Origin of the sequence: Paracoccus methylovorus (assembly GCF_016919705.1) — a bacterium.
Classification (GTDB): domain Bacteria; phylum Pseudomonadota; class Alphaproteobacteria; order Rhodobacterales; family Rhodobacteraceae; genus Paracoccus; species Paracoccus methylovorus.
Genome location: NZ_CP070371.1, coordinates 564,839 through 585,477, shown reverse-complemented (window position 1 = coordinate 585,477; position 20,639 = coordinate 564,839). Strand labels below are relative to the sequence as shown.

The window sequence follows — 20,639 nt, the reverse complement described above, 5'->3', positions numbered from 1 at the left end:
CTTTTATTAGAATTGGACCCAAGGGCCAAAGCGGCGGAACGGCAGGCCCAACCCATAGCTGAAGATCAGCGTGGACAGAACCGTGACCGCCACGGCCAGGATCAGCGCAGCCAGAGGCCGCATCCGCACAGACGCCTGCGACGCGATCAGCGTGGTCAGAAACAGCGCCGGCACAAAGCCCAGGCCCCGAACCGTCAGGCCAAAGAAAATCGGAGCGGGCAGGATGAACATGATGCCACGCCAGGCCACCTTGCCAAAGGGCTCGTCATCCTCGCGCCCAAAGGCACGCACAAAGATGATCAGCCCCAGCAGGAACAGGATCCCCGACAGCACCATTGGGAAATAGCCGGGTCCCATGCGCAGCGAGGTGCCGATTTCCAACCCGACGGTCTGCCAACCGAAAAATCCCGCCGCCGCCATCAGCAGCAACCCTGCCGCGATGTCAGTGTTGTCCTTGGGTTTCGTGGACATGTGTTTCCCCCCGAAAAAGGCAAGCCCCGCCGCAATCGCGGGCGGCGGGGCCGCAAGATCAGTCGGCGTAAACGCCTGCGGCCTCGATCACCGGCTGCCAGCGGGCAATTTCCGCCTCAAGCTTGGCTTGCAGCGCGGCGGGCGTGGCATCCTCGGCCGGCGAGGGTGCGGTGCCCAGATCGGCCATGGCCTTGACGACGCCTTCGTTGGCCAGCGCGACCTGCAACGATTGCGACAACCGCTCATTTATCTCGGCAGGCGTGCCCTTGGGCGTGTAGATGCCGTGCCAGATCGAGACGTCGAAATCGTCAAGCCCGCTTTCCATCGCCGTGGGCAGATCCGGGAACAACTCCAGCCGCTCAGGCGTGGTCACGGCATAAGCCTTGATCGTGCCGCCCTTGATCTGCTGCGTGGTATTGGTGGTTTGGTCGCACATGATATCGGTCTGCCCGCCCAACAGGTCGGTCATCGCCGGACCCGTGCCCTTGTAGGGAACCGTGACCAGCGGAGCCTCAAGCGCAGACATCAGCATCATGCCGCACAGATGCGACGCCGAACCGATCCCGGCATTGGCCAGCGTCAGGTTGTCGGCATTGTCCTTGACGTAGCTGATGAACTCATTGAAATCGCCCGGCTCGAAATCCTTGCGCGCGACGACAACCATCGGCACCTCGGTGACAAGGCCGACGTATTCAAAGGCATTCAGCGTATCAAAGGCCAGATTGCGGTAAAGCGTGGCCGAGGTCGCCATGCCGATATGGTGCAGCAGCACCGTATATCCGTCCGGATCAGCCTTGGCGACATTGCCCGCACCCAGCGTGCCGCCTGCGCCGCCGATATTCTCGACGATGATCTGCTGGCCCAGATCGGCCGACATGCGCTCGGCTACCATACGCGCGACGGTGTCGGTCGGCCCGCCAGCCGCGAAAGGCACCACCATCGTAATCTGGCGCTGCGGCCAGTCCTGCGCAAAAGCCGGCGCGACCAGCAAGGTCGTGGCGCAAAGCGCGCCCAGAAGCTTCGGGTAAGCCATATTCCCCTCCCCCAAGGATTAGTTTGGCCGGCACCCTCCTCGGCGCGGCCACCGGGCGAAGGGTGCGGCGGGTTGCCCCCTCGCACAAATCAAAAAAGGGGTCTGATCTGGGCAAATTGCCGCAATAGGCAAAAAATGGGTGGAAATGGTGACATGACAGGCAAAAGATGGGCGGATTTTCACCCATCTTCGCATCTCAGGCCGGGTCCTCTTCGGCAGCATCAAGGATCAGCCGCCGGTCCAGCCCGTATTTCTGCATCTTTTCGTAAAGGGTCTTGCGCGAGATCCCCAGCGTTTCATAGACGGGCCGCAGCTTGCCTCCATGGGCGGCAATGGCGCCGGCAATCAGGCTGCGTTCGAATTCGGCCACGCGGTCCGCCAGACGCGCGCCCTGCGCGGGATCGGGCTCGGCGTTTTCCAGCCCCAGCACGAAACGCTCTGCCAGATTTCGCAACTCTCGCACATTGCCCGGCCATTCCCTTGCCGCCAGCCCCGACAGAAAGGCCGCGGGGGTTTCACGCTCGGCGATATTGTGGCGGGCAGCCGCCTCGCGCACCAGTTGCAGAAACAACAGCGGCACATCCTCGCGCCGGGCCGAAAGCGGCGGGACATGCAGCACCCCGACATTCAGCCGCCAGAACAGATCCTCGCGGAAACTGCCGCCCGCGACCAAGTCCTCCAGATCGACCTTGCTGATCGCGATAAAGCGCACATCAAGCGGCACCGGGTCGTTCGAGCCCAGCCGGGTGATGGTCCTTTCTTGCAGCACCCGCAGCAGCTTCGCCTGCAACTCCAGCGGCATCGAGGCGATTTCGTCCAAAAGCACGGTGCCGCCGCGCGCATGTTCGAACTTGCCATATCGGGGCCGCAACGCGCCGGGAAAGGCGCCGGCCTCGTGACCGAAAAGCTCGCTTTCGATCAGCGCCTCGGGCAGCGCGGCGCAGTTGATGGCGATAAAGGGCCGGCCTGCACGCGCAGAAATATCGTGCAGCGCCCGGGCCACCACCTCTTTGCCCGCGCCGGTGGGGCCGATGACCAGCGCATCGGCATCCGAGGCACCGATGGCGCGCAGCCGATAGCGCAGATCGACCATGACTTGCGTGCGGCCCGGCAGCCTGGCCTCGACATCGTCGCGTTTTCCGGCGACGGCGCGCAAGCGGCGGTTTTCCAGCACCAGCCCGCGATGCTCGATGGCGCGGCGGATGACGGTGGCCAGTTCCTGCACCACGAAGGGCTTTTCGATAAAGTCGTAGGCGCCGCCCCGGATCGCCTCGACTGCCAGTGGGACCTCGGCATGGCCGGTGACAAGGATCACCGGGATCTCGGGGTCAACCTCGTGCAGGCGGCCCAGCAACGTCATGCCGTCCATGCCGGGCATGCGGATGTCGCTGACCACCGCACCGGCAAATCCCGGCCCAGCCAAGGCCAGCGCCTCTTCTCCCGAGGCCAACGCCTCGACGGTAAAGCCCGCCAGCTCCAGCGCCTGTGCGGTGGAACTGCGCATCTGCTCGTCATCCTCGACCAGAAGCACCCGAGGGGTCATGCCGCAGCCTCGGCAGTTGTTGCGGCGGGTAGGGTCACGCAGAACTCGGCCCCGGGCCTCGCGTCGCGGCAGGTGATCTCGCCACCGAAATCCCGCACGATATTGGCGGTAATCGACAGGCCCAGGCCAAGCCCCGCCCCCATGCCCTTGGTGGTAAAGAACGGGTCGAAGATGCGCGCGGCAATCCCGGCCGGCACGCCCGCACCACGGTCACGGACCCGGATGGCGACACGCCCGCCCTCGGCCCGGGCCGACAGCGAAATGCGGCGATCCGGGCGACCCTCAGCTGCATCGGCTGCATTGGTGATCAGGTTGACCAGCACCTGCTGCAACCGCGTCGGCCCGGCCCGCAGCGGCGGCAGATCGGGCGGCACGTCCAGTTCCAGTTCCGCCCCGCTGCTGGCCAACCGCGCGGCAACGATGGTGCGGGTTTCGTCCAGCAGCGCAGACAGCGCCACTGCGCCCAGCCGGTCGTCGGGTTTCCTTGCGGCCTGCCGCAGATGTTTGCCGATGGCCGCCATGCGATCCACCAGCGCCAGAATCTGGCCGATGTTATCGCGCGCGCGGGCATAGTCGCCGCGCTCGATCAGAATGGTGGCGCTATCGGCATAGTTGCGCGCCGCCGCCAATGGCTGGTTGATCTCGTGCGAGAGCGAGGCCGACATCTGCCCCAGCGCCGCCAGCTTGCCAACCTGCACCAGACTGGCCTGGGCGGCGCGCAACTCGGCCTCGGTCGCGCGACGTTCGGCGATCTCTTGCTCAAGCTGGGCGTTCACCCGGGCCAGATCGGCGGTGCGGCGGGTCACGCGGCGTTCCAGTTCCGCAGTGGCGAATTGCTGCATCGCCAACCGTTCGGCCGCCTGCGCCCGGCGCTGGCGCCACATCAGCAGACCAAAGCCCGCAACCGACAAAAGCAGCAACAGGCTGATCACCGCCAGCCGCGCCTCGGCCCTGAGTTCGGCGCTGTCCAGCAACACATGCACCGTCCAGCCAGCCCCCGGCATCGCCTCGGACGCCGCGATAAAGTCATGGCTGCCCCTCGCCCCCTCGCCCATCGAGGGCGGCAGGCGGAACACCGGCGCACCATGCAGGTCCAGCCGCTCGATCGGCAATTCGGCCAGCGGCGTGCCGGCGTAGCGACGCGAGGATTCGGTGCGCGCCAGCCGTTCCCGCGTCAGGGGCTGGATGCTGTGATAAAGCCAGCTCGGCTCGGATGACAGAAAGCCCGTGCCTTCGGGGTCGGTTACCAGCACGCGATATTGGTTGCCGCGCCACGATGCCTCGATTCGGTCCACGCCGATCTTGACGGCAACAACGGCCGTGATCCGACCGGCATCGTCCTCAACCGGCGCTGAAAAGAAATAGCCCCGGACGCCCGAGGTGGTGCCGATGCCGTAAAACCGCCCCTGCCCCCCGGCCATGGCGTCGATGAAATAGGGTCGGTAGCTGAAGTTCTGGCCGATGAAACTGGCGGGACCCAGATAGCCGGAATGGGCAACGGTCTCGCCGTTGGGCAGGATCAGGTAGATATCCGCGGCCTCAACAGCCTCGTTCTGCTCGGCCAGCCATTCGTTGGTTTCCTGCCGCAGTGCTGGGTTGTCTGGGTCGGCCGCAAGCTGGTGGATCAGGTCCAGATCGGCGACAAGATGCGGCACCACCTCATAGCGCGCCAGATCGGCGTAAAGCGCATTCACCGTCAACCGCAGCGCAGTGGCCGCACGGCCGTGGCCCTCGCGGAAGTAATGCTGATAGGCCAGTTGCGCCCCCAGCCACAGGATCGCCGCCACACCGGCAAGACCCAAGGCCAGCGGCCAGCGCGCCGCCCACGGCTTGCGCGGCAGCAGGTCTATCCGCATCTGGCCCTCTCGGGCCGTTCCGGGCGTATCCGGTGCATGGTTCCGTCCCCCTCTTCCCCGAGCGGAATCTGACAGCAAGCCCGGCCGCGCGCAACCGGCCTTGCACAGACGACCTTACGTCCATGCGCCTGCCCCGCCGCATCGGGATTATATCCTGTTCAAGCAGGGATCAGCCGTCAAATCGCCAGTCACCTTCGCCCAAGGCCGGGGCCGCGCGGTCGGTGACCAGAGGACTGCGCGAGAAACGCAGCGGACTGCGCAGCCCGGCGATGCCGTCGGGCGCGATGCGCAAGCCGCGTGCCTGCACCTGCGGCTCGGCCAGCGCCTCGGCGACGTCATTGACCGGGCCGGCGGGAACCCCGGCCCCCTCAAGCGCGGCGATCAGCGTGGCACGGGAAAAGCAATGCGTGGCCTCGATCAGTTTTGGCACCAATTGCGCCCGGTTCGCCACGCGGGCGGGATTGGTGGCGTAATCCGCATCCCCAGCCAGATCCGGCAGGCCCAGCACCCGGCACAGCGCCGCGAATTGCCGGTCATTGCCACAAGCAATGATAAGATGCCCGTCCAAGGCAGGGAAAAGCTGATAGGGGACGATATTGGGATGCGCATTGCCCAGACGATGCGGTACCGTGCCCCCCAGCAGGTAATTCGTCGCCTGATTGGCCAGCACCGCCACACCGCAATCCAGAAGCGACAGGTCCAGATGCTGGCCCCGGCCCGAGCGCGCCCGCTCGGTCAGTGCCGCCTGCACCGCAATCACCCCGTAAAGCCCGGTGAAGATGTCGATCCATGCCACGCCGACCTTTTGCGGCTCGCCCTGCGGATCGCCGGTCAGGTCCATGATGCCCGACATGCCCTGGATCAGAAAGTCATAGCCCGGCTGCGCCGCGCGCGGCCCGTCCTGCCCGAAGCCGGTGATCGAGGCATAGACCAGCCCCGGATTGCGCGCCGACAGGGTGTCGTAGTCCAGCCCGAACTTGCGCAAGCCACCCAGCTTGAAGTTCTCGATCACCACATCGGCTTGGCCGATCAGCGCACTGAGCCGCTCCAGATCGTTGTGATCGTTGAAATCGCAGGTCACCGACCGTTTGCCACGGTTGGCGGCGTGGAAATAGGCCGCGACCTTTTCGGTCGAGCCATCGGCGCGCGGCCGCTCGATAAAGGGCGGACCCCAGCGGCGGGTATCGTCACCCTCGGGAGCCTCGACCTTGATGACCTCGGCGCCCAGATCGGCCAGTGTCTGGCCGATCCACGGTCCGGCAAGGATGCGCGCCAATTCGACGACGCGCAGCCCCTTCAGCGCCGGTTCGGCCATTACGAGAACGCCTGAATGCCCGTCTGGGCCCGGCCAAGGATCAGCGCATGAACGTCATGTGTGCCCTCATAGGTATTCACCGTCTCAAGGTTCTGCGCATGACGCATGACGTGATAGCCGATCTGGATGCCGTTGCCGCCATGCATGTCGCGGGCCACGCGGGCGATCTCCAGCGCCTTGCCACAGTTGTTGCGCTTGACGATCGAGATCATCTCGGGCGCGAACTTGCCTTCGTCGAACAGCCGCCCGACCCGCAGGCTGGCCTGAAGGCCCAGAGCGATCTCGGTCTGCATGTCGGCCAGCTTTTTCTGATAAAGCTGCGTGGCGGCCAGCGGACGGTTGAACTGATGACGGTCAAGCCCGTACTGGCGGGCGCGGAACCAGCAATCCTCGGCCGCACCCATTGCGCCCCAGGAAATGCCATAGCGCGCGCGGTTCAGACAGCCGAAGGGGCCGCCCATACCCTCGATATTCGGCAGCAGCGCGTCCTCGCCGACCTCGACATTCTCCATCACGATCTCGCCGGTGATCGAGGCGCGCAGGCTGAGCTTGCCCTCGATCTTGGGCGCCGACAGGCCCTTCATGCCCTTTTCCAGCACAAAGCCGCGCACCTTGCCGCCATGCGCCTCGGATTTCGCCCAGACCACGAAGACGTCCGCGATCGGTGCGTTCGAAATCCACATCTTCGCGCCGTTCAGCACATAGCCGCCGTCGGTCTTTTTCGCCACGGTCCGCATGCCGGCGGGGTCGGAGCCCGCATCAGGCTCGGTCAGGCCGAAGCAGCCGATGAACTCGCCGCTTGCCAGTTTCGGCAGATATTTCTGCTTCTGCTCCTCGCTGCCATAGGCTTCGATGGGGAACATCACCAGCGAGCTTTGCACCGAGGCCATCGAGCGATAGCCCGAATCGATACGCTCGATCTCGCGCGCCACCAGCCCATATGCGACATAGGATGCGCCGACGCCGCCATAAGCCTCGTCCACGGTCACGCCCAACAGGCCCGAGGCGCCCATTTCACGGAAAATCTCGGGGTCGGTTTCCTCGTTCAGATAGGCGGCCTCGACGCGGGGGGCCAGCCGGTCGGCGGCGAAGGACGCGGCGGTGTCGCGGATCATCCGCTCTTCCTCGGTCAGTTGATCTTCCAGCAGAAACGGGTCGGCCCATGAGAAAGGGTTGCCCTTGTGCGATTTCGTCGTCACGTCATGCCTCTTGCGATAATGGTGCTTGGTTCATTCATTACAGCTTCCAAACCTAGCCGGAAAATGGATAATCCTCATCACTTCATGCATAGAGTGAATGTTCTTGCGCCAAAGACGCTTCCTTCCGAACCTCAGCCTGCTTTTGGCTTTTGACGCGGTGATGCGCACCGGGTCGGTCACCGGCGCGGCGCAGGATCTGGGCCTGACACAAAGCACGGTCAGCCGGCTGTTGCAAAGCCTCGAGGCGCAACTGGGGCAGGAACTGTTCGTGCGCCACAAGAAGCGCCTGACCCCGACCGAGGCGGCCGAGCGGTATTTCCGCGACATCGCCGCTGCAATCGAGCTGATCCAGCGCGCCAGCATGTCGCTGATCGCGAACCCCGACGGCGGCAGTCTGGACCTTGCCGTCCTGCCCACCTTTGCCACGCGGTGGCTGGCGCCGCGTCTGCCGGATTTCCTGTCGGCGCATCCCGGCGTCTCGATCAACCTGACCACCCGCTTTCGCCGCTTCAGCTTTGACGAAGAACCCTTTGACGCGATGATCTTCTACGGTCAGGACGACTGGCCCGGAGCCGAGCATCTGAAATTGTTTGACGAAAGGTTGACCGCCTGCGCAGCGCCCAGCCTGTTGGCCCGGGCGCCGGTGGACCGCCCGGCCGATCTGGCAGGGATGTTGCTGCTGCAACTGCCCACCCGACCCGATGCGTGGGCGGCGTGGTTTCGCGGCCAAGGCGTCGAGCCGCCAAAACCGCTGAACGGCATGATGATGGACCAGTTTTCGATGATGATCCAGGCGGCGATCTCGGGTCTTGGGATCGCGCTTTTGCCGGACTATCTGGCCCGGGTAGAGATCGCCGAGGGGCGGCTGACGCCAATCCTGCGGCAAGGGGTGCCCGGCAGCGGCGCCTATTGGCTGGCTTGGCCCGCACGCAAGGCCGGACTGAAACCGCTGGCGGCGTTTCGCGACTGGATTGCCGCCTGCATGACGCAAGACGGGGTGGGATAGGCCCCCTCTCGGGCTGGAACCGTGGCTTGTTCACATCGGCATGCGTAGTGCTCAATATTCTGAGCGACCAATTCCTTCAATTTGCGCATGATGGCTGGTGCGTCAAGTCGAGCCCAGTTAACCTGCGCTAAAGACAGCGGAGCGGGAATGAGCGATTTCGACAGCACATTCGACGTAGGTGCGCGGCTGAAAGAACTGCGCACCGCCGCAGGCTTGTCGCAGCGACAACTGGCCGAGGCATCGGGTGTGCCGCATGGTCAGGTCTCGATGATTGAAACAGGGCGTCGCAGCCCCTCGGTCGCTTCGCTGCGCAAGATCCTTGATGGGCTGGGCGTCACCTTGTCGAAGTCTTTCGAACCTGACCTGCCGCAAAGTCCGCAGCCCTTCTTTACCCCTGCCGAATTGCGCGACCTGACCTCTCGGCTATACTCTGCCGCCCGGCAGGATCAGGCGGTGCCAGACCAGCAACACGCGGCGCTGGCCGAAGGTCACGCCGTCATCGTATTGGCCGATGATACGCGTGCCCTGCGTGATCAGGAGCAGGCTGCCGGTCGGACTGTCATAGATATTCTCCGTCACCTGCACGGTGATCTGGCCGGGAAGATCGGAGCGGATGCCGGTGATAAGCGCGGCCGGGATGACGGCCCCGGCCTGTAGGGCGAGGCAGGCGAGGTGACGACGATCCGGGGCGACGGTCTGCCGGTCCACGGGGCCGTTGAGGAAAGCCGGGTGCCGATCCTGCGTCGCCGGCTGTCCGCCGAGGCCGAGACCGGCAAGGCCGGGCATGGCCATCCCTGCCGGCGTTCCCGTGTTCGGGCCGGACTGGAAAAGCACGTTATTCAAGCGCGCAGCTTCTTCCTCGGCGCGGCGGCGTTCTTCCTCGGGATCGACGGCGGGCGTCGCCATGACCGGCGGCACGACAGGCTGGCCCCGGTTCTGCGCGTCAAGGATGGGCCTTCCGAGGTCGCCCGGCAACGCCGGCCCCAGGACGGGGGCCGGTATAGTCGCGCGGCAGGCCGGCGAGGCCGTCCGCCGTGGGCCGATTCTCGGTCGAATAGAGTTCACCGCCGCCCGGTCCCTCGGCGCGGGTCTGGAGCGCGTAGATCAGCGCGCCGCCGATGCCGCGAAGCGCGGCCGCGCCGACGCCTGCCAGCATCTTGCGGGACAGGCGGGTGACGCGGGGTGGTTCGGGAAAGGTGCTGTCGGGATAGGTCGCCGCCTCGCTGCGCTGCGCCTCATCATGGCCACGCCCTCACATCACCATATGGCCCGGGACCCGGACAGCGGGGAGCTTCAGATCGAGGTCGCGGTGATCTCGCTGGAATCCTTGCGATCTCGCTGGAACGCAAAAAGCCCTCCTTTGGGAGCGCAATGCGCAATTATCGTTGGTTGCGGGGGCAAGCTATGATCTTTACTTGCGCCCGGAGCAAGTAAAGATGGTTGCAGGTCCTGATCCTCGCGCCACATCTATTTTTCTACCTATGGCAAAACTGATGAATCAAGTCCAATTGGCCCGTTCTCGAAGTCGAAATGGCGCACTGTTCACAACAGCTGCCTGAGGATTTTCCTGCCGATATATCGTGCTGCATGTGCTGTATCCGGCCCCAAGCATATGAAGAAATAGCGCATTTCATCCATCGGCTCATCCCAGGCTGTCATATCTGCGGACGATCCAGCTGATGTCATAGACCAGCCAGACCGCGCCGATCAACGCGACGCCTTGCAGGGTCCGGGCACGAAGCGCCGCGAAGGCGATGGACAGGCCCAAGGCCAGCCTCAGGAAATACTCGGGCCCCAACGCGTGAAAATAATCGCTGCCCTTCATCAGCGTGTCGAACAGGTCGAAGCCGAATGTCAGGGCAAAGACGCCGAAGAACCAGTGGCGGCGGCGCATGAAGAAGCTCTCGCTTTCGGCATGGTCGGGCAGCGCATCGGGAAAGATCAGCGTCGCCATCACGAAATGCAGCGAGGCATAGCAAAGAACGAAGACATAGGCCCCGAAATGCCAGTCGCTGATACGGCGCAATCCGAATTCCCACCACCAGAAATGCACCGCGCCAAGCAGAACAATGACTGCCCAGACCGTCTGGGCCAGCATGCCCTCGGTCCGGGCGGGCGACTGGATGCGCCGCGACAGCCCCGACAGAACGCGGGTGATCCCCAGCCCCAGGATCATGCTGACGAGAATGCGAAGATGGCCGTAAGCATCCATCGCCAGGCTCCTTCATCCTTCCACCGTCCCAATCCATCCTGAAAGCCGGGATCGCATTTTTCCAGCCCCGAGGCGGAAATTTATTGTAACCTGCCCGGTCTGGACCTGTCCCGGGTTTGTTCCGGTCTTCTGAGAGCGATGCTCTCTTCAAAGGAGACAGGATATGGCATTGACACACAGCGGCGAGTTCAAGCGTGATGCGGTTCGCATTGCGCTCAGCAGCGGTCTGACACGGCGTCAGGTTGCGTCTGATCTTGGGACCGGGCTTTCGACGCTCGGCAAATGGATCCGGGCGATTTCCGATGAGGCGAAGGTGCCGGAACGGGATGCTGATCTTCTTTGCGAGAATGAGCGGTTACGCAAAGAGAGCCGCATTCTCAGGGAGGAGAGGGAGGTGCCCAAAAAGGCGGCTCAGTTCTTCGCGGCTCAAAAGCCATGGAGTTTCAGTTCATTGCCAGCTATCGCGGCAGCCTTTCTTGCACCCATCTATGTCGCATGATGGGCGTGACCGACCGCGGATTGCGCGCGTGGCGGCGCAGACCCCCGTCGAAACGCCAGCGGCGCGATATGGTAATCCTGGCCCATATTCGCGACCAGCATCGGCTGAGTCTGGGCAGCTATGGCAGGCCGCGCATGACCGAGGAACTGAACGAATTGGGCCTGCGGGTCGGCCAGCGCCGCGTGGATCGTCTGATGCGCCAGAACGGCATCCGGGTCATCCGCAGCCGCAAGTTCAAGCGCACGACCAACAGCGACCATGCCTTCAACATCGCGCCGAACCCCCTGCAACAGGATTTCGTGACGAGCGGGCCGAACCAGAAATGGGCAGGTGACATCACCTACGTCTGGTCCCGCGAAGGCTGGGTCTATCTGGCCGTCATCCTCGACCTGTTTTCCAGACGCGTCATCGGCTGGGCCATCAGCAACCGCATGAAGCAGGATCTGGCAATCCGCGCGCTGAACATGGCGGTTGCCCTGCGCCGCCCGCCACCGGGCTGTCTTCACCACACCGATCGTGGCGCCCAATACTGTGCGCATGACTACCAGAAGATCCTGCGAAGGCATGGGTTCAGGGTGTCGATGAGCGGCAAGGGCAATTGTTACGACAACTCCGCCGTCGAGAGCTTCTTCAAATCGCTGAAGGCCGAACTGGTCTGGCGTCGCGACTGGCGCACCCGGCGTGATGTCGAGATCGCCCTCTTCGAATACATCAACGGCTTCTACAACCCGCGGCGCAAACACTCAGCCCTGGGCTGGAAATCACCCGTGGTCTTCGAACAACGGGCCGCCTAACAGGAGAACCTGACCGGAAAGGAACCGGGACAGGTCCAGACGAGGATGACGCCCTTGCCGGAGTGGGTTGGCGCGAAGCAGAGCACATGTTCCGGGCCATTGTGACGCAGGTAGTCCTCGCCGAGCTTGCCAAGCACGACGCCGTCGGAACTGAGCAGCCCGGGCGCGCCAGACCGACATCAGGATGGCGATGGCAATGGCAAGGAAACCACCGGAGGCGGCGATGATGCCGCCTTCCATGAAGATACGCGGGGCATAGGCGTCGCAGAAATACCACCACCAGAACAGGGCCGGCGGGTAATAGACCGGGATACCATACAGATCGAACCAGGCAGGGCCAAGCTGGGGCTGGAAGCCGAGCCGCCAGGCCGTCCATTGCGTTCCGGACCAGATGAAGATCAGCACGATCAGGAAGACCACGGTGATCTGGCCCCAGAAGATCTTCGTGCCGGACAAGGCGGTTCCGACCTCCTGCTGATATCCGATACAATGAAAGAAAACCCGGCCAACACAGGTTGCAACAGCCATCCTAGAACTGATCGCAGTCCGGCGCAGGGCAGCGTAAAAATACTTGCAGGATACGGTGCCGAAGTTTCCTCCGATACATCGCAATCGGCACCGAATGATGCTATATTGGGTGCATCATCCTTGGAGGCTGACCATGCGCACGACCCTCAATCTCGACGACGAGTTGCTCCGGCAAGCCCATGACCTCACCGGCATCGGCGAGAAGGCCGTCTTGGTGCGCGAGGGGCTGAAGGCTCTGATCGAGCGCGAGAGCGCCCGGCGGCTCGCCCTGCTCGGCGGCACCGACAAGCGGGCAGCGGTCGCCCCGCGCCGGCAGCCGGCGTAGTGATCCTCGTCGATACCTCGATCTGGATCGACCACCTGCGCGCGGGCGATGCGGAACTGGCCGGTCTGCTGAAAGCCGGGCTGGTGCTGGCGCATCCCTTCGTCATCGGCGAACTGGCGCTCGGCAGTCTGAAGGACCGGGAGGCGGTCATCGCCGCGATGCAGGGACTGCCACGGACGAGCGTTGCCAGCCATGCCGAGGTCATGGCGCTGATCGAGGCGCGGCAGCTGTTCAGCCTCGGCATCGGCTATGTGGATGCGCATCTGATCGCCGCGACCCTGCTCGCCCCCGGCACCACGCTCTGGACCCGCGACCGTCGCCTGAGCGCAGCGGCGGCACGAGTTGGTATTCTGCATGTCCTGCCACAATAATTCCCAAGGAAACCAGATGGCGGATCAGGGATCGAACCAGACCAGAACACTGGAGGTCATCACAGCCGAGCATCGCGCCCTCGCCATCCTCCGCGCCCTTGCGCGGTCACCTAGTGGAAGAAGCAACGAGGAAATCCTGGCGTCCTGGCTGGGCCAGCTTGGAATGCCGTCCAGCCGCGTGACGTTGAGGGATAGTCTCGATCACCTCGCAGCGCGCGGGCTGATCGCGATATCGCAGGTCCAGGACCTGAACGTCGCCGAAATCACCCGGCAGGGGCAGGAAATCTGCGAAGGCCTCGTCGCCATGGACGGCGTAGCCAGGCCAAGTGCGGACTGCCCCTACTGATCACCATTACAATTCCAGCCCGCGCTTGCGGCCGAAGCTCCAGTCCACACTACCATCCGCAAGGGCCACGCCGGAGACATGCCGGTCGAGATGCCGTTCCAGCGAGGGCGTCCAGGGCACAAGCTTGGAGCCCAGTCCATCGTCGATCATGGCGAAACGGCCCGAGGCCAGGACAAAGCGGCGGCGATAGGTGCCCGCAATGCTGTCGCCACCGGCTGCACGCTCGAACGGCAGACCTGCCTCTGCCGTGAGCTTCTCGGCCAGCGTACCGACCTCGCGCTCGCGCAGCCGGTCGAGCAGCTGGCGCGCGAAGACCACGCGGCTGCCCTGCCACTCGGCCAGACCTTCCCCGATCAGTTGTTCCGCGCGCCGGTTCATCGCCTGGCGCACCTCGGCGCCGAAACCGGCATCCGACAGCGCCACGGGATCGCGGGCCACCGCCTGGCGGTCGAGCTAGGTGGCACCGCTCGCGGTGACTTGGGCGCGGATATCCAGATCGGAGCGCACCGCCAGCGCGACCCGGCGCGCGCCCTTCGTATCCTCGTAGGACCGCAACTCGACGATGGAGCCGGGCGCGCTGTCGCCGGCAGCGTCGAAATGCGGCAGCCGGATATGATGGGTGCGACCGTCGACGCCGTCGATCACTGCATAGGCGCTCCCCTTCAACTCGTCGTCATGGCCGCGTTCCACCAGCCGGCCGAGGATCGGGCCATCGGCCTTCTCGCTGGCGAAGATGTAGTCGGCAACCCGCGATCTATCCCCTGCCCCAACAGCGCGCGATGGATGCGCTTGATGATGTCGCCGCGCTCGCCGAGGTCGCGCAGCACCGTCTCTGCCTCGGGCCGGATCACCCATTGCGCCTGCCCGACTTGATCGGCCAGGCCGAGGCGCTCCAGATGCCGCAGCCGCCCGACCTTCTGCGGCAGGTAATCGTCGCGCGGAGCGTCGATGGCCGGGGCCATGTCAATGATGCCGGACTTGCCGGCGTCGCGAAGAAGCTGGCGGTCGAGCGCGGGCCAGCGTTCCGCCTCGACCTGCCGCATCAGGCCGCGGCGGATCTCGTGGTCATGGCGCGGCCCCAGCTCTTGGGTGATCAGGTCCTGCGCCCGGTCGCGCAACCCTTCCCGAATGTAGTCGCGCGAGATGACCAGGTCCTTGCCGTCATCGGCCCGCCCCCGCAGGATGACATGGACATGGGGATGGCCGGTGTTCCAGTGATCGACGGCGATCCAGTCCAGTTCCGTGCCGAGATCCTTTTCCGCCTGCGCCATCAACTCCCGGGTGAACCGCTTCAGGTCAGCCATGTCGGCGGCATCCTCGGGCGAGACGATGAAGCGGAAATGATGGCGGTCGTCCTCGCTGCGCTCTACGAAATCCTTGATGTCGGCATCGTCGGTGTCCGGGCCGAACATCCGGGCTTTTTCTCCGCCCCGGGTGACGCCGTCACGGCCGAGATAACCCAGATGCCGGGGCAGCGCCGCGGCCTGCCCGGTTCTGCGGACCACCCGAACCTTGACGGTGCAGAGTCGGGTGCGGCGGTTGATCAGCCGGTTGGCGCGGACGGCGGCGCTGCGGCCCCGGCCGAAGCGCGAGGCGCCCGGCGACACGATCCTGCCGCTGCGCGAGACGCGCCCGCCCGCCTTCTGGGCGGCGGCCAGCGCCTGGGCCACGAAAGGCCGGACGCGCTGGCTGCGGCTGGAGCGGATCCGCCCCGGGCGGATGCGGAAATCGTCCTCGCTGCTCATGGCCGGATCTCCTGCGAGGTGCGGGATATGAGGAGCAACCTGAGAAATCCGGATGGCCGCGAGGTGCGGTTTGGCGCCGCGAGGTGCGAAACGACCTCGAAAACCCGGAAAACACCCCCGACCGACCGGCCCGCACATCGCGGGCTTTTATCTTGCATGTTTTCCAAGGGCGGCGTGGCCCAAAGGGCCGCGCCGCCCGGCACTACTCCGCAGTATCCTATGCTGCGATTTTTCCGATGGATGCTCACGACGGACCTCCTGGACGGGATCGCCCACGGCGGGCGCTGTCGGGCTTAGGAAGGCGGGCAGCGGATCGTTCGGCAGGGTGAACTTCCGCTGCCAGGAATGCCATGCTCCAGTAACCGCGCCGGTGCCGGGAAACAGATCGTCGAGCGTATCCTCGGGCCGCGCGGCGACCATCTCGAAGGTCCAGTGGCAGACGGCTTCCGGCTTGGCGCCGGTCAGCCCGCGGCGCAGGGTGATGCTCTCCTGAATCCAGTCGCGCAGCACCAGCCGCTTGCTGACGACAGGTTTTCGGGCGGCTTTGACGATCACCGGCTCCCAGGCATAGGCGACCGGAACACTGCGCTTGAAGGCGGCGAAACCCTTCACCCAGGCCATCCAGCGCGCCCCCGTCGGTTCGACCAGTGGCGCGAGAACGGCGAAAGAGCGCGGTGTTGCGGCGGCGTGCAGGATCCAGCCGTCATAGTCGCGCTGCAGCCGCGCGATCAGCGCCGCATGATCGACCTCACCGGCATAGTCCGGGCGGTCGCGGTAGAGATGCGCGCAGCCGATATAAGGTGGGCCCGCATAGGCGATTTTCATCGGTCGAGCTCTCTGACTGCGCGCGCCGTGAGACGAATGGAATGTTTTTTCATTGCACTGTTCCTGCGTCGGATCGGCGGACGAACAGACTGTCGGATTGCGGTCGTTCCGCATCCGATGCGCCATCGGTCTGCACCCGTTCTGCGTCTGAGGCTGCGGCTGTACTGCCAGCGAAGAGCGGGGCCTCGCGCCAGTCCGGCGGTGGCGCGGCGGCGAAACCGGCGCCGGGAAGCGGCTCGCCGCTCAGCACTGGCACGAGCGTGGCGACATAGGCGCGGGTCAGGAACGTCTGAACCGTGCGGTGAAAATGGGTGTTACCACCCAGCAGGAAGCTGACCGCTTGCTGGCCCTGCGCGAGAAGAACTCGGGTTCCGTGGGTTCCGGGTCTGGGGCTGCGGCTGCGATGGCGGGCAACCTCAGCTTCCAGATGAACGACGTGGCCATGATGACTGTCATGGGTCAGTCCCCGATGATGGTGATGATCCAGCAGGGTCCGCAGGTCGCACAGATCTTCAGCCAGATACAGGCTTCAGGGATGAGCATGGGTACCGCCCTGGCGTCGGCATTCAGGATGATGCTCACTCCCTGGGGCCTGCTAGCGATAGGCGTGATCGGCGGCGGTGCCGCCATAGCCCAGGGCATGATGCGCATCATACCGCGCGCAAAATCCCTGGAAGAGTGGATGGATGCGCTCAGCACCGAGTTTGAGCGATGGAAGGAGATTTCCGCAATCTCTGCGGCCAGTTCTGTCGATCTGGCCCGCGATTTCGGCGAGGGCGCCGAAGCGGCACAGGGGCTCTATGCGGTGCTGGCGGGGCTGAGCCGTCTGGCGCTTGATGAAAAGCTAAAAAAACCAGCACTGCGGTGCGTGAAATGATCGGCATGACGGCAACCGATCAGGTCATCGGCAAGGAGGGCCGGAATTTCACCGGGTTTTTCGGCCTCGGGACCGGCCTCGCGCATACCTCGAAATACTCCGGGGAAATCCGGTCTTTCTCTGATGCGGTGAAAGGCTTCGAGCAGGCGGAAGGGACCGATGCGCAGATCGCCGCCATGCAGGTGCTGCTGGAACAGGTCGAGCAGCTTTCCATGCTGAAGGGCGGCATCTCCGGTCAAGAAGAAAAGCTGATCCAACTGATCAAGGAACAGGCCGATATCCTTCTGGGGATCAAGGCTGGTGAGACTGCCCGCGACGCCAGACGTCAGCGCGAGGTTGATGAAACGGTGCGCGGCTACAGCCAGCAGGCCGAGGTTTCCGCCGCGATCCTCAAGTTCGGTGAAGACAGCGCCGAGGTCGAGACCGTCCGCGCCCGCCAGGCCCGCGAGGCGCTGAAACTGCGCCTGCAGGAAATGGGGGTGATCGCGGGCAGCGTTCAGGAACAGGATGCGCTGGCCGCGCTCGAGGCCGATCTTGCCGCCTCGGCCGATCTGCGCGCCCAGGCACGCCAGAAGGAATCGGACGCGCTGATCGCGGACCTGACCCGGCAGGGCGAACTTTCCGCCGCCATCCTGCGGTTCGGCGAGGACAGCGCCGAGGTCGAGGCCCTGCGCGCCCGTCATGCCCGTGAGGTGAATGATGAACGGCTGAAGGAAATGGGCCTTGCGCCCGGCCTTCTCGCCCTTGCCCAGCAGCTGTTCGCGGCCGAGCAGAAGCGGACCCGGCAGATCAGGGATGGCGAGGCGGGCCGCAAGGCCGACGAGATGGTCGCGGATCTGCGCGAGCAGGCCGAGATCAACCGCGCCATTGCGCTCCATGGCCGCGACAGCCTGCAGGTCAAGGAACTGCTGATCGCCGCCGAACGGCGGCCCTATGCCGCATCTCTGGAAAGCCTGAAGGTTTCGGAAGCACGCAAGCGCGAGATGATGGCGGAATGGGATCTGGCCAGGGGCATGGCCTCGGCCGATCCCTTCGGACAGATTGCCGCCACGCGCGAGATGCAGCGTGCGCAGGCGGAGCGCCTCCAGCAGCTGAAGCTGGAACAGGCGCTGCTCGGGCAGTCCGAGGCGGTCAGGTCACGCATCCTCGCGCTCTGGAAGGCCGAGCTGGAGATCCGCCGCCAGGGGATCGATGCCGCCAGCGAAAGAGCGCAGGAAAGCCGCGCCGCAGCTTTCGAGGAGGATGCGCTGACCCGCAGCGTCGAGCGCCAGAAGGAAGCTTGGTCCTCGGTCCAGTCCGCCGCCGAGACCGCCATCGACGGGATCATCGACAGCCTGATGAAGGGCGACATCGAGGGCGCGTTCGAGGCGCTGGCCTCCGACATCACCGGCATGTTCGCGCAACTGGCGATCTCCAACCCGATGAAGAACGCCATCCTCGGGACCGATCATGCCACCATGGCCGATGTCGGCGGGCTGGAAGGCATCTGGGCACGGCTGACCGGGCGTGGCGATGGTTCGGATGTCCAGCTTCCCGGCCCGGTCACCGATGTCGGGACGATGAGCGTCGAGGCTGCAAACGTGGTGATCGGCGGTCCCGGCGCGATGTCGCTGCTGGCTGGCAGTGGCGCGGCCAATGCCAATTTTGCCCCCGGTATTGGTGGCGGGCTGTCCGGGTCCTCGGACGTCCAGTCGCAGGTCTGGAAGTTCTTCGCCGGCAAGGGGCTGCAGCCGCATCAGATTGCCGGCATCATGGGCAATATTCAGGGTGAGAGCGGCTTCAATCCGTTTGCCGTGGGCGACAATGGCACCTCCTTTGGCCTGTTTCAGCATCATGCCGGACGCGGCCAGGGGCTGCTGAATGCCGTTGGTGGATCAGCCGGCCTGGGCGATGTACAAAAGCAGCTCGAGTTCGTCTGGCGCGAGCTGATGACCTCCGAGAGCGGAGCCATGCAACGCCTGCTGGCCTCAAAGGACGTCGGAGGCGCAACCGATGCCTGGATGCGCGGCTTCGAGAGACCGTCCAACGAGGCCATGATCGACAGCTGGGGCACCCGGCTGGGCGCTGCAGAACAGGCGCTGACCCAATTCAGCGCCACCGCGCAGACCACGACAGCCGACCTCGGCACCCTGGGGGGCGGCATGGGCGCTTTCGGGAATGCGCTTCAGGGCTTTGCCCAGGGCGGGCCGCAAGGTGCGCTGAATGGCTTGCTGGGCGGGATCGGTCAGATCGTCGCCAGCGCCATCGGCATCCCCGGCTTCGCCTTTGGGGGCGATTTTGGCGGCGGTGTTCGCATCGTCGGCGAGAAGGGCCCGGAACTTGAGTTCACCGGCCCGAGCCGGATCATGAATGCGGAACTGACCCGGCAATTGCTCTCCTCGCGCAACCCGGCCATGGCAGCGAACACACCCGCACAGCCCGTGGTGCAGATCCAGCCGGTGCTGGTGAATAACACCAGCCGCCCCTTCGAGGTGGAGACCGAGGAAACCACGGACGCGCGCGGTCAGCGCCAGACCAAATACGTGCTGTCCGAGATGACCTCGCAAGGGATCGGGGCGCGCGGCGGTGCTGCCGCCAGAACCTTGCGCGGCATGGGGGTCGGGACGCCGACAAGGAGGCGCGGATGATCGCCACCTGGCCCGCCACCCTTCCACCGCCCCAGCGCGACAGCTGGCAGTTGCAGCCGCAGGATGCGCGCCGCAAGCGCCAGAACGACGCCGGCCCGCCCGGCTACCGGCGGCGGTTTTCCAGCGCCGCGAAATCCGTCTCCATGGCGGTCAAGCTGACCCATAACCAGCGTGCGGTCTTCGACCGCTTCTTCCACGAGACCTGCCAGGAAGGCACGATCCGGTTCTGGATGCCCGACCCCAGCACCGATGGCTGGCCGCTGACCAATGCCGCCGGCGTCGGTCTGCTGGTCAATGCCCAGACCAAAGAGCCGCTGCTGCTCAGCGAGCGCTGGCTCTGCGCCTGGGGCGATCAGCTGCCGACCGAGACCGTCGTCGATCAGGTCAAATTTCTGAAATCCTTTCAAATCTGGGTGCTGCCATGAGCCGCCGTTTGTCGATGAATGCCCGCCTTGCGCATGAGGAAGAATATTCCGGCGAGATCGAGGTGGCGCTGATCCTGATCGAGCATCCCGAGCTGGAGGCACCGATCCGGCTTTCCACCGATAACGCCGTCAGGATCTCCGTGGACCCCGAGATCTACGGCACGCTCTCGACCTGGAAGGGCGCGCGCTATGCAGAGGATCCGTGGCTCTGGGTCGTGGCCTCGGTGGTGCTGCCGGGTGAAGCCGAGGACGCGCCGGCACAGGCCACGCTGGTGCTGGAAAACCTCGACGCCGGGATGGTCGAGCTGGTGCGCTCCTTCACCGATCCGGCCACGGTCTCAATGGCCGTGGTTCTGGCCTCGTCCCCGAACAAGGTCGAGATGGAAGCCACCGGCCTGCAGATCGTCTCGGCCGAGATCACCGCCGGCGAAATCGTCCTGCCATAGCTGCCCAGGCTCAGCCGATGCTGTTCGCGGATATGCGCCAGGATCACCATGTCGCGCCGCTGGCGGATGGACGGGGGCCTGCGCCGCCACGCGCGCAATCCGCGGTCCGTCACGCCCATCATGCGACAGGGATGGCTGCGCGAAAGGCTGCCCCGATAGCTGGCAATGAACTGAAACTTCATGGTGTCGGACAGTC

General features: G+C 64.8%; 20 protein-coding genes and 4 pseudogenes. 10 read left to right on the top strand and 14 right to left on the bottom strand.

The window, feature by feature from the left end; translation table 11 throughout:
- Positions 1 to 6: 6 nt before the first annotated feature.
- From JWJ88_RS16090 to JWJ88_RS16065, 6 genes are all read right to left on the bottom strand, one after another.
- Complete coding sequence (locus tag JWJ88_RS16090) at positions 7 to 471, bottom strand: tripartite tricarboxylate transporter TctB family protein (RefSeq protein WP_205296702.1); 465 nt, start codon at positions 469 to 471, stop codon at positions 7 to 9.
- Positions 472 to 529: 58 nt separating this feature from the next.
- Complete coding sequence (locus JWJ88_RS16085; protein ID WP_205296701.1) at positions 530 to 1,504, bottom strand: tripartite tricarboxylate transporter substrate-binding protein; 975 nt, start codon at positions 1,502 to 1,504, stop codon at positions 530 to 532.
- A 196-nt stretch (positions 1,505 to 1,700) separates the two neighbouring features.
- A complete protein-coding gene (locus tag JWJ88_RS16080; protein ID WP_205296700.1) occupies positions 1,701 to 3,047 on the bottom strand; it encodes a sigma-54-dependent transcriptional regulator in 1,347 nt (448 codons plus the stop codon).
- On the bottom strand, positions 3,044 to 4,903 hold the full coding sequence (locus JWJ88_RS16075; RefSeq protein WP_205296699.1) for a sensor histidine kinase: 1,860 nt from the start codon (positions 4,901 to 4,903) through the stop codon (positions 3,044 to 3,046). The genes JWJ88_RS16080 and JWJ88_RS16075 overlap by 4 nt, the downstream gene beginning before the upstream one ends.
- Before the next feature lie 169 nt (positions 4,904 to 5,072).
- Positions 5,073 to 6,218 carry a CaiB/BaiF CoA transferase family protein gene (locus tag JWJ88_RS16070; protein WP_205296698.1) on the bottom strand — a complete coding sequence of 382 codons (1,146 nt, stop codon included), beginning with the start codon at positions 6,216 to 6,218 and terminating at the stop codon, positions 5,073 to 5,075.
- Positions 6,218 to 7,417, bottom strand: a complete 1,200-nt coding sequence (locus JWJ88_RS16065; protein WP_205296697.1) for an acyl-CoA dehydrogenase — start codon at positions 7,415 to 7,417, stop codon at positions 6,218 to 6,220. The genes JWJ88_RS16070 and JWJ88_RS16065 overlap by 1 nt, the downstream gene beginning before the upstream one ends.
- Positions 7,418 to 7,514: 97 nt before the next feature.
- Between JWJ88_RS16065 and JWJ88_RS16060 the strand changes: the two genes are divergently transcribed.
- On the top strand, positions 7,515 to 8,423 hold the full coding sequence (locus tag JWJ88_RS16060; protein WP_205296696.1) for a LysR family transcriptional regulator: 909 nt from the start codon (positions 7,515 to 7,517) through the stop codon (positions 8,421 to 8,423).
- An 87-nt stretch (positions 8,424 to 8,510) separates the two neighbouring features.
- A pseudogene (locus JWJ88_RS21865) lies at positions 8,511 to 8,708 on the top strand (helix-turn-helix domain-containing protein); the annotation flags it as partial.
- A 144-nt stretch (positions 8,709 to 8,852) separates the two neighbouring features.
- Here the strand turns inward: JWJ88_RS21865 and JWJ88_RS16050 are convergent.
- Together JWJ88_RS16050 and JWJ88_RS16045 are read right to left on the bottom strand one after the other, a co-directional pair.
- Positions 8,853 to 9,612 (bottom strand): annotated as a pseudogene (locus tag JWJ88_RS16050) (TrbI/VirB10 family protein); the annotation flags it as partial.
- Positions 9,613 to 10,065: 453 nt separating this feature from the next.
- Entirely contained in the window at positions 10,066 to 10,635 is a 570-nt protein-coding gene (locus tag JWJ88_RS16045) for a hypothetical protein (protein ID WP_205296695.1), read from the bottom strand.
- A 163-nt stretch (positions 10,636 to 10,798) separates the two neighbouring features.
- Between JWJ88_RS16045 and JWJ88_RS16040 the strand changes: the two genes are divergently transcribed.
- Positions 10,799 to 11,928 (top strand): IS3 family transposase gene (locus tag JWJ88_RS16040; protein WP_205296694.1). Its coding sequence is split into 2 segments (ribosomal slippage): positions 10,799 to 11,045 and positions 11,045 to 11,928, totalling 1,131 coding nucleotides; the frame shifts between segments, so codons are not numbered across the junction.
- A gap of 20 nt (positions 11,929 to 11,948) precedes the next feature.
- On the opposite strand, the pseudogene JWJ88_RS16035 reads toward JWJ88_RS16040, so the two are convergent.
- Positions 11,949 to 12,384, bottom strand: a pseudogene (locus JWJ88_RS16035) (conjugal transfer protein TraG); the annotation flags it as partial.
- Between the two features lie 205 nt (positions 12,385 to 12,589).
- On the opposite strand from JWJ88_RS16035, the gene JWJ88_RS16030 reads away from it, so the two are divergent.
- The 3 genes from JWJ88_RS16030 to JWJ88_RS16020 are packed head-to-tail and all read left to right on the top strand — an operon-like array spanning position 12,590 to position 13,498.
- Positions 12,590 to 12,781, top strand: coding sequence for a type II toxin-antitoxin system VapB family antitoxin (locus tag JWJ88_RS16030; protein WP_205296693.1), 192 nt, complete (start codon positions 12,590 to 12,592; stop codon positions 12,779 to 12,781).
- Positions 12,781 to 13,152, top strand: a complete 372-nt coding sequence (locus JWJ88_RS16025) for a type II toxin-antitoxin system VapC family toxin (protein WP_205296692.1) — start codon at positions 12,781 to 12,783, stop codon at positions 13,150 to 13,152. Before JWJ88_RS16030 ends, JWJ88_RS16025 begins: the two co-directional genes overlap by 1 nt.
- A 16-nt stretch (positions 13,153 to 13,168) precedes the next feature.
- On the top strand, positions 13,169 to 13,498 hold the full coding sequence (locus JWJ88_RS16020; RefSeq protein ID WP_205296691.1) for a VpaChn25_0724 family phage protein: 330 nt from the start codon (positions 13,169 to 13,171) through the stop codon (positions 13,496 to 13,498).
- Between the two features lie 6 nt (positions 13,499 to 13,504).
- Here JWJ88_RS16020 and JWJ88_RS22295 read toward each other — a convergent pair whose 3' ends face one another.
- The 4 genes from JWJ88_RS22295 to JWJ88_RS16010 all read right to left on the bottom strand — a co-directional run bounded on the left by JWJ88_RS22295 (position 13,505) and on the right by JWJ88_RS16010 (position 16,068).
- Positions 13,505 to 13,936 carry a DUF3363 domain-containing protein gene (locus tag JWJ88_RS22295; RefSeq protein WP_456095325.1) on the bottom strand — a complete coding sequence of 144 codons (432 nt, stop codon included), beginning with the start codon at positions 13,934 to 13,936 and terminating at the stop codon, positions 13,505 to 13,507.
- A gap of 15 nt (positions 13,937 to 13,951) precedes the next feature.
- Complete coding sequence (locus JWJ88_RS22290) at positions 13,952 to 14,188, bottom strand: DUF3363 domain-containing protein (RefSeq protein WP_456095324.1); 237 nt, start codon at positions 14,186 to 14,188, stop codon at positions 13,952 to 13,954.
- Entirely contained in the window at positions 14,161 to 15,243 is a 1,083-nt protein-coding gene (locus JWJ88_RS22285; RefSeq protein ID WP_456095323.1) for a DUF3363 domain-containing protein, read from the bottom strand. The genes JWJ88_RS22290 and JWJ88_RS22285 overlap by 28 nt, the downstream gene beginning before the upstream one ends.
- Positions 15,244 to 15,390: 147 nt before the next feature.
- The gene (locus tag JWJ88_RS16010) at positions 15,391 to 16,068 is read right to left on the bottom strand and encodes a hypothetical protein (protein ID WP_240200352.1); all 678 of its coding nucleotides are present in this window, start codon (positions 16,066 to 16,068) and stop codon (positions 15,391 to 15,393) included.
- A gap of 307 nt (positions 16,069 to 16,375) precedes the next feature.
- On the opposite strand from JWJ88_RS16010, the gene JWJ88_RS16005 reads away from it, so the two are divergent.
- From JWJ88_RS16005 to JWJ88_RS15990, 4 genes are read left to right on the top strand one after another with little or no spacing between them, the layout of a single operon-like run.
- Positions 16,376 to 16,945, top strand: a complete 570-nt coding sequence (locus JWJ88_RS16005; RefSeq protein WP_205296690.1) for a phage tail length tape measure family protein — start codon at positions 16,376 to 16,378, stop codon at positions 16,943 to 16,945.
- Positions 16,942 to 19,572 (top strand): phage tail tip lysozyme, encoded by a 2,631-nt coding sequence (locus tag JWJ88_RS16000; RefSeq protein ID WP_205296689.1) that lies wholly within the window; start codon positions 16,942 to 16,944, stop codon positions 19,570 to 19,572. The genes JWJ88_RS16005 and JWJ88_RS16000 overlap by 4 nt, the downstream gene beginning before the upstream one ends.
- Positions 19,569 to 19,997 carry a hypothetical protein gene (locus JWJ88_RS15995; RefSeq protein WP_205296688.1) on the top strand — a complete coding sequence of 143 codons (429 nt, stop codon included), beginning with the start codon at positions 19,569 to 19,571 and terminating at the stop codon, positions 19,995 to 19,997. Before JWJ88_RS16000 ends, JWJ88_RS15995 begins: the two co-directional genes overlap by 4 nt.
- Complete coding sequence (locus JWJ88_RS15990) at positions 19,994 to 20,443, top strand: hypothetical protein (RefSeq protein WP_205296931.1); 450 nt, start codon at positions 19,994 to 19,996, stop codon at positions 20,441 to 20,443. Before JWJ88_RS15995 ends, JWJ88_RS15990 begins: the two co-directional genes overlap by 4 nt.
- On the opposite strand, the pseudogene JWJ88_RS22215 reads toward JWJ88_RS15990, so the two are convergent.
- Positions 20,434 to 20,622, bottom strand: a pseudogene (locus JWJ88_RS22215) (IS3-like element IS1133 family transposase); the annotation flags it as partial. The gene JWJ88_RS15990 and the pseudogene JWJ88_RS22215 sit on opposite strands and share 10 nt — an antisense overlap.
- Positions 20,623 to 20,639 lie beyond the last annotated feature (17 nt).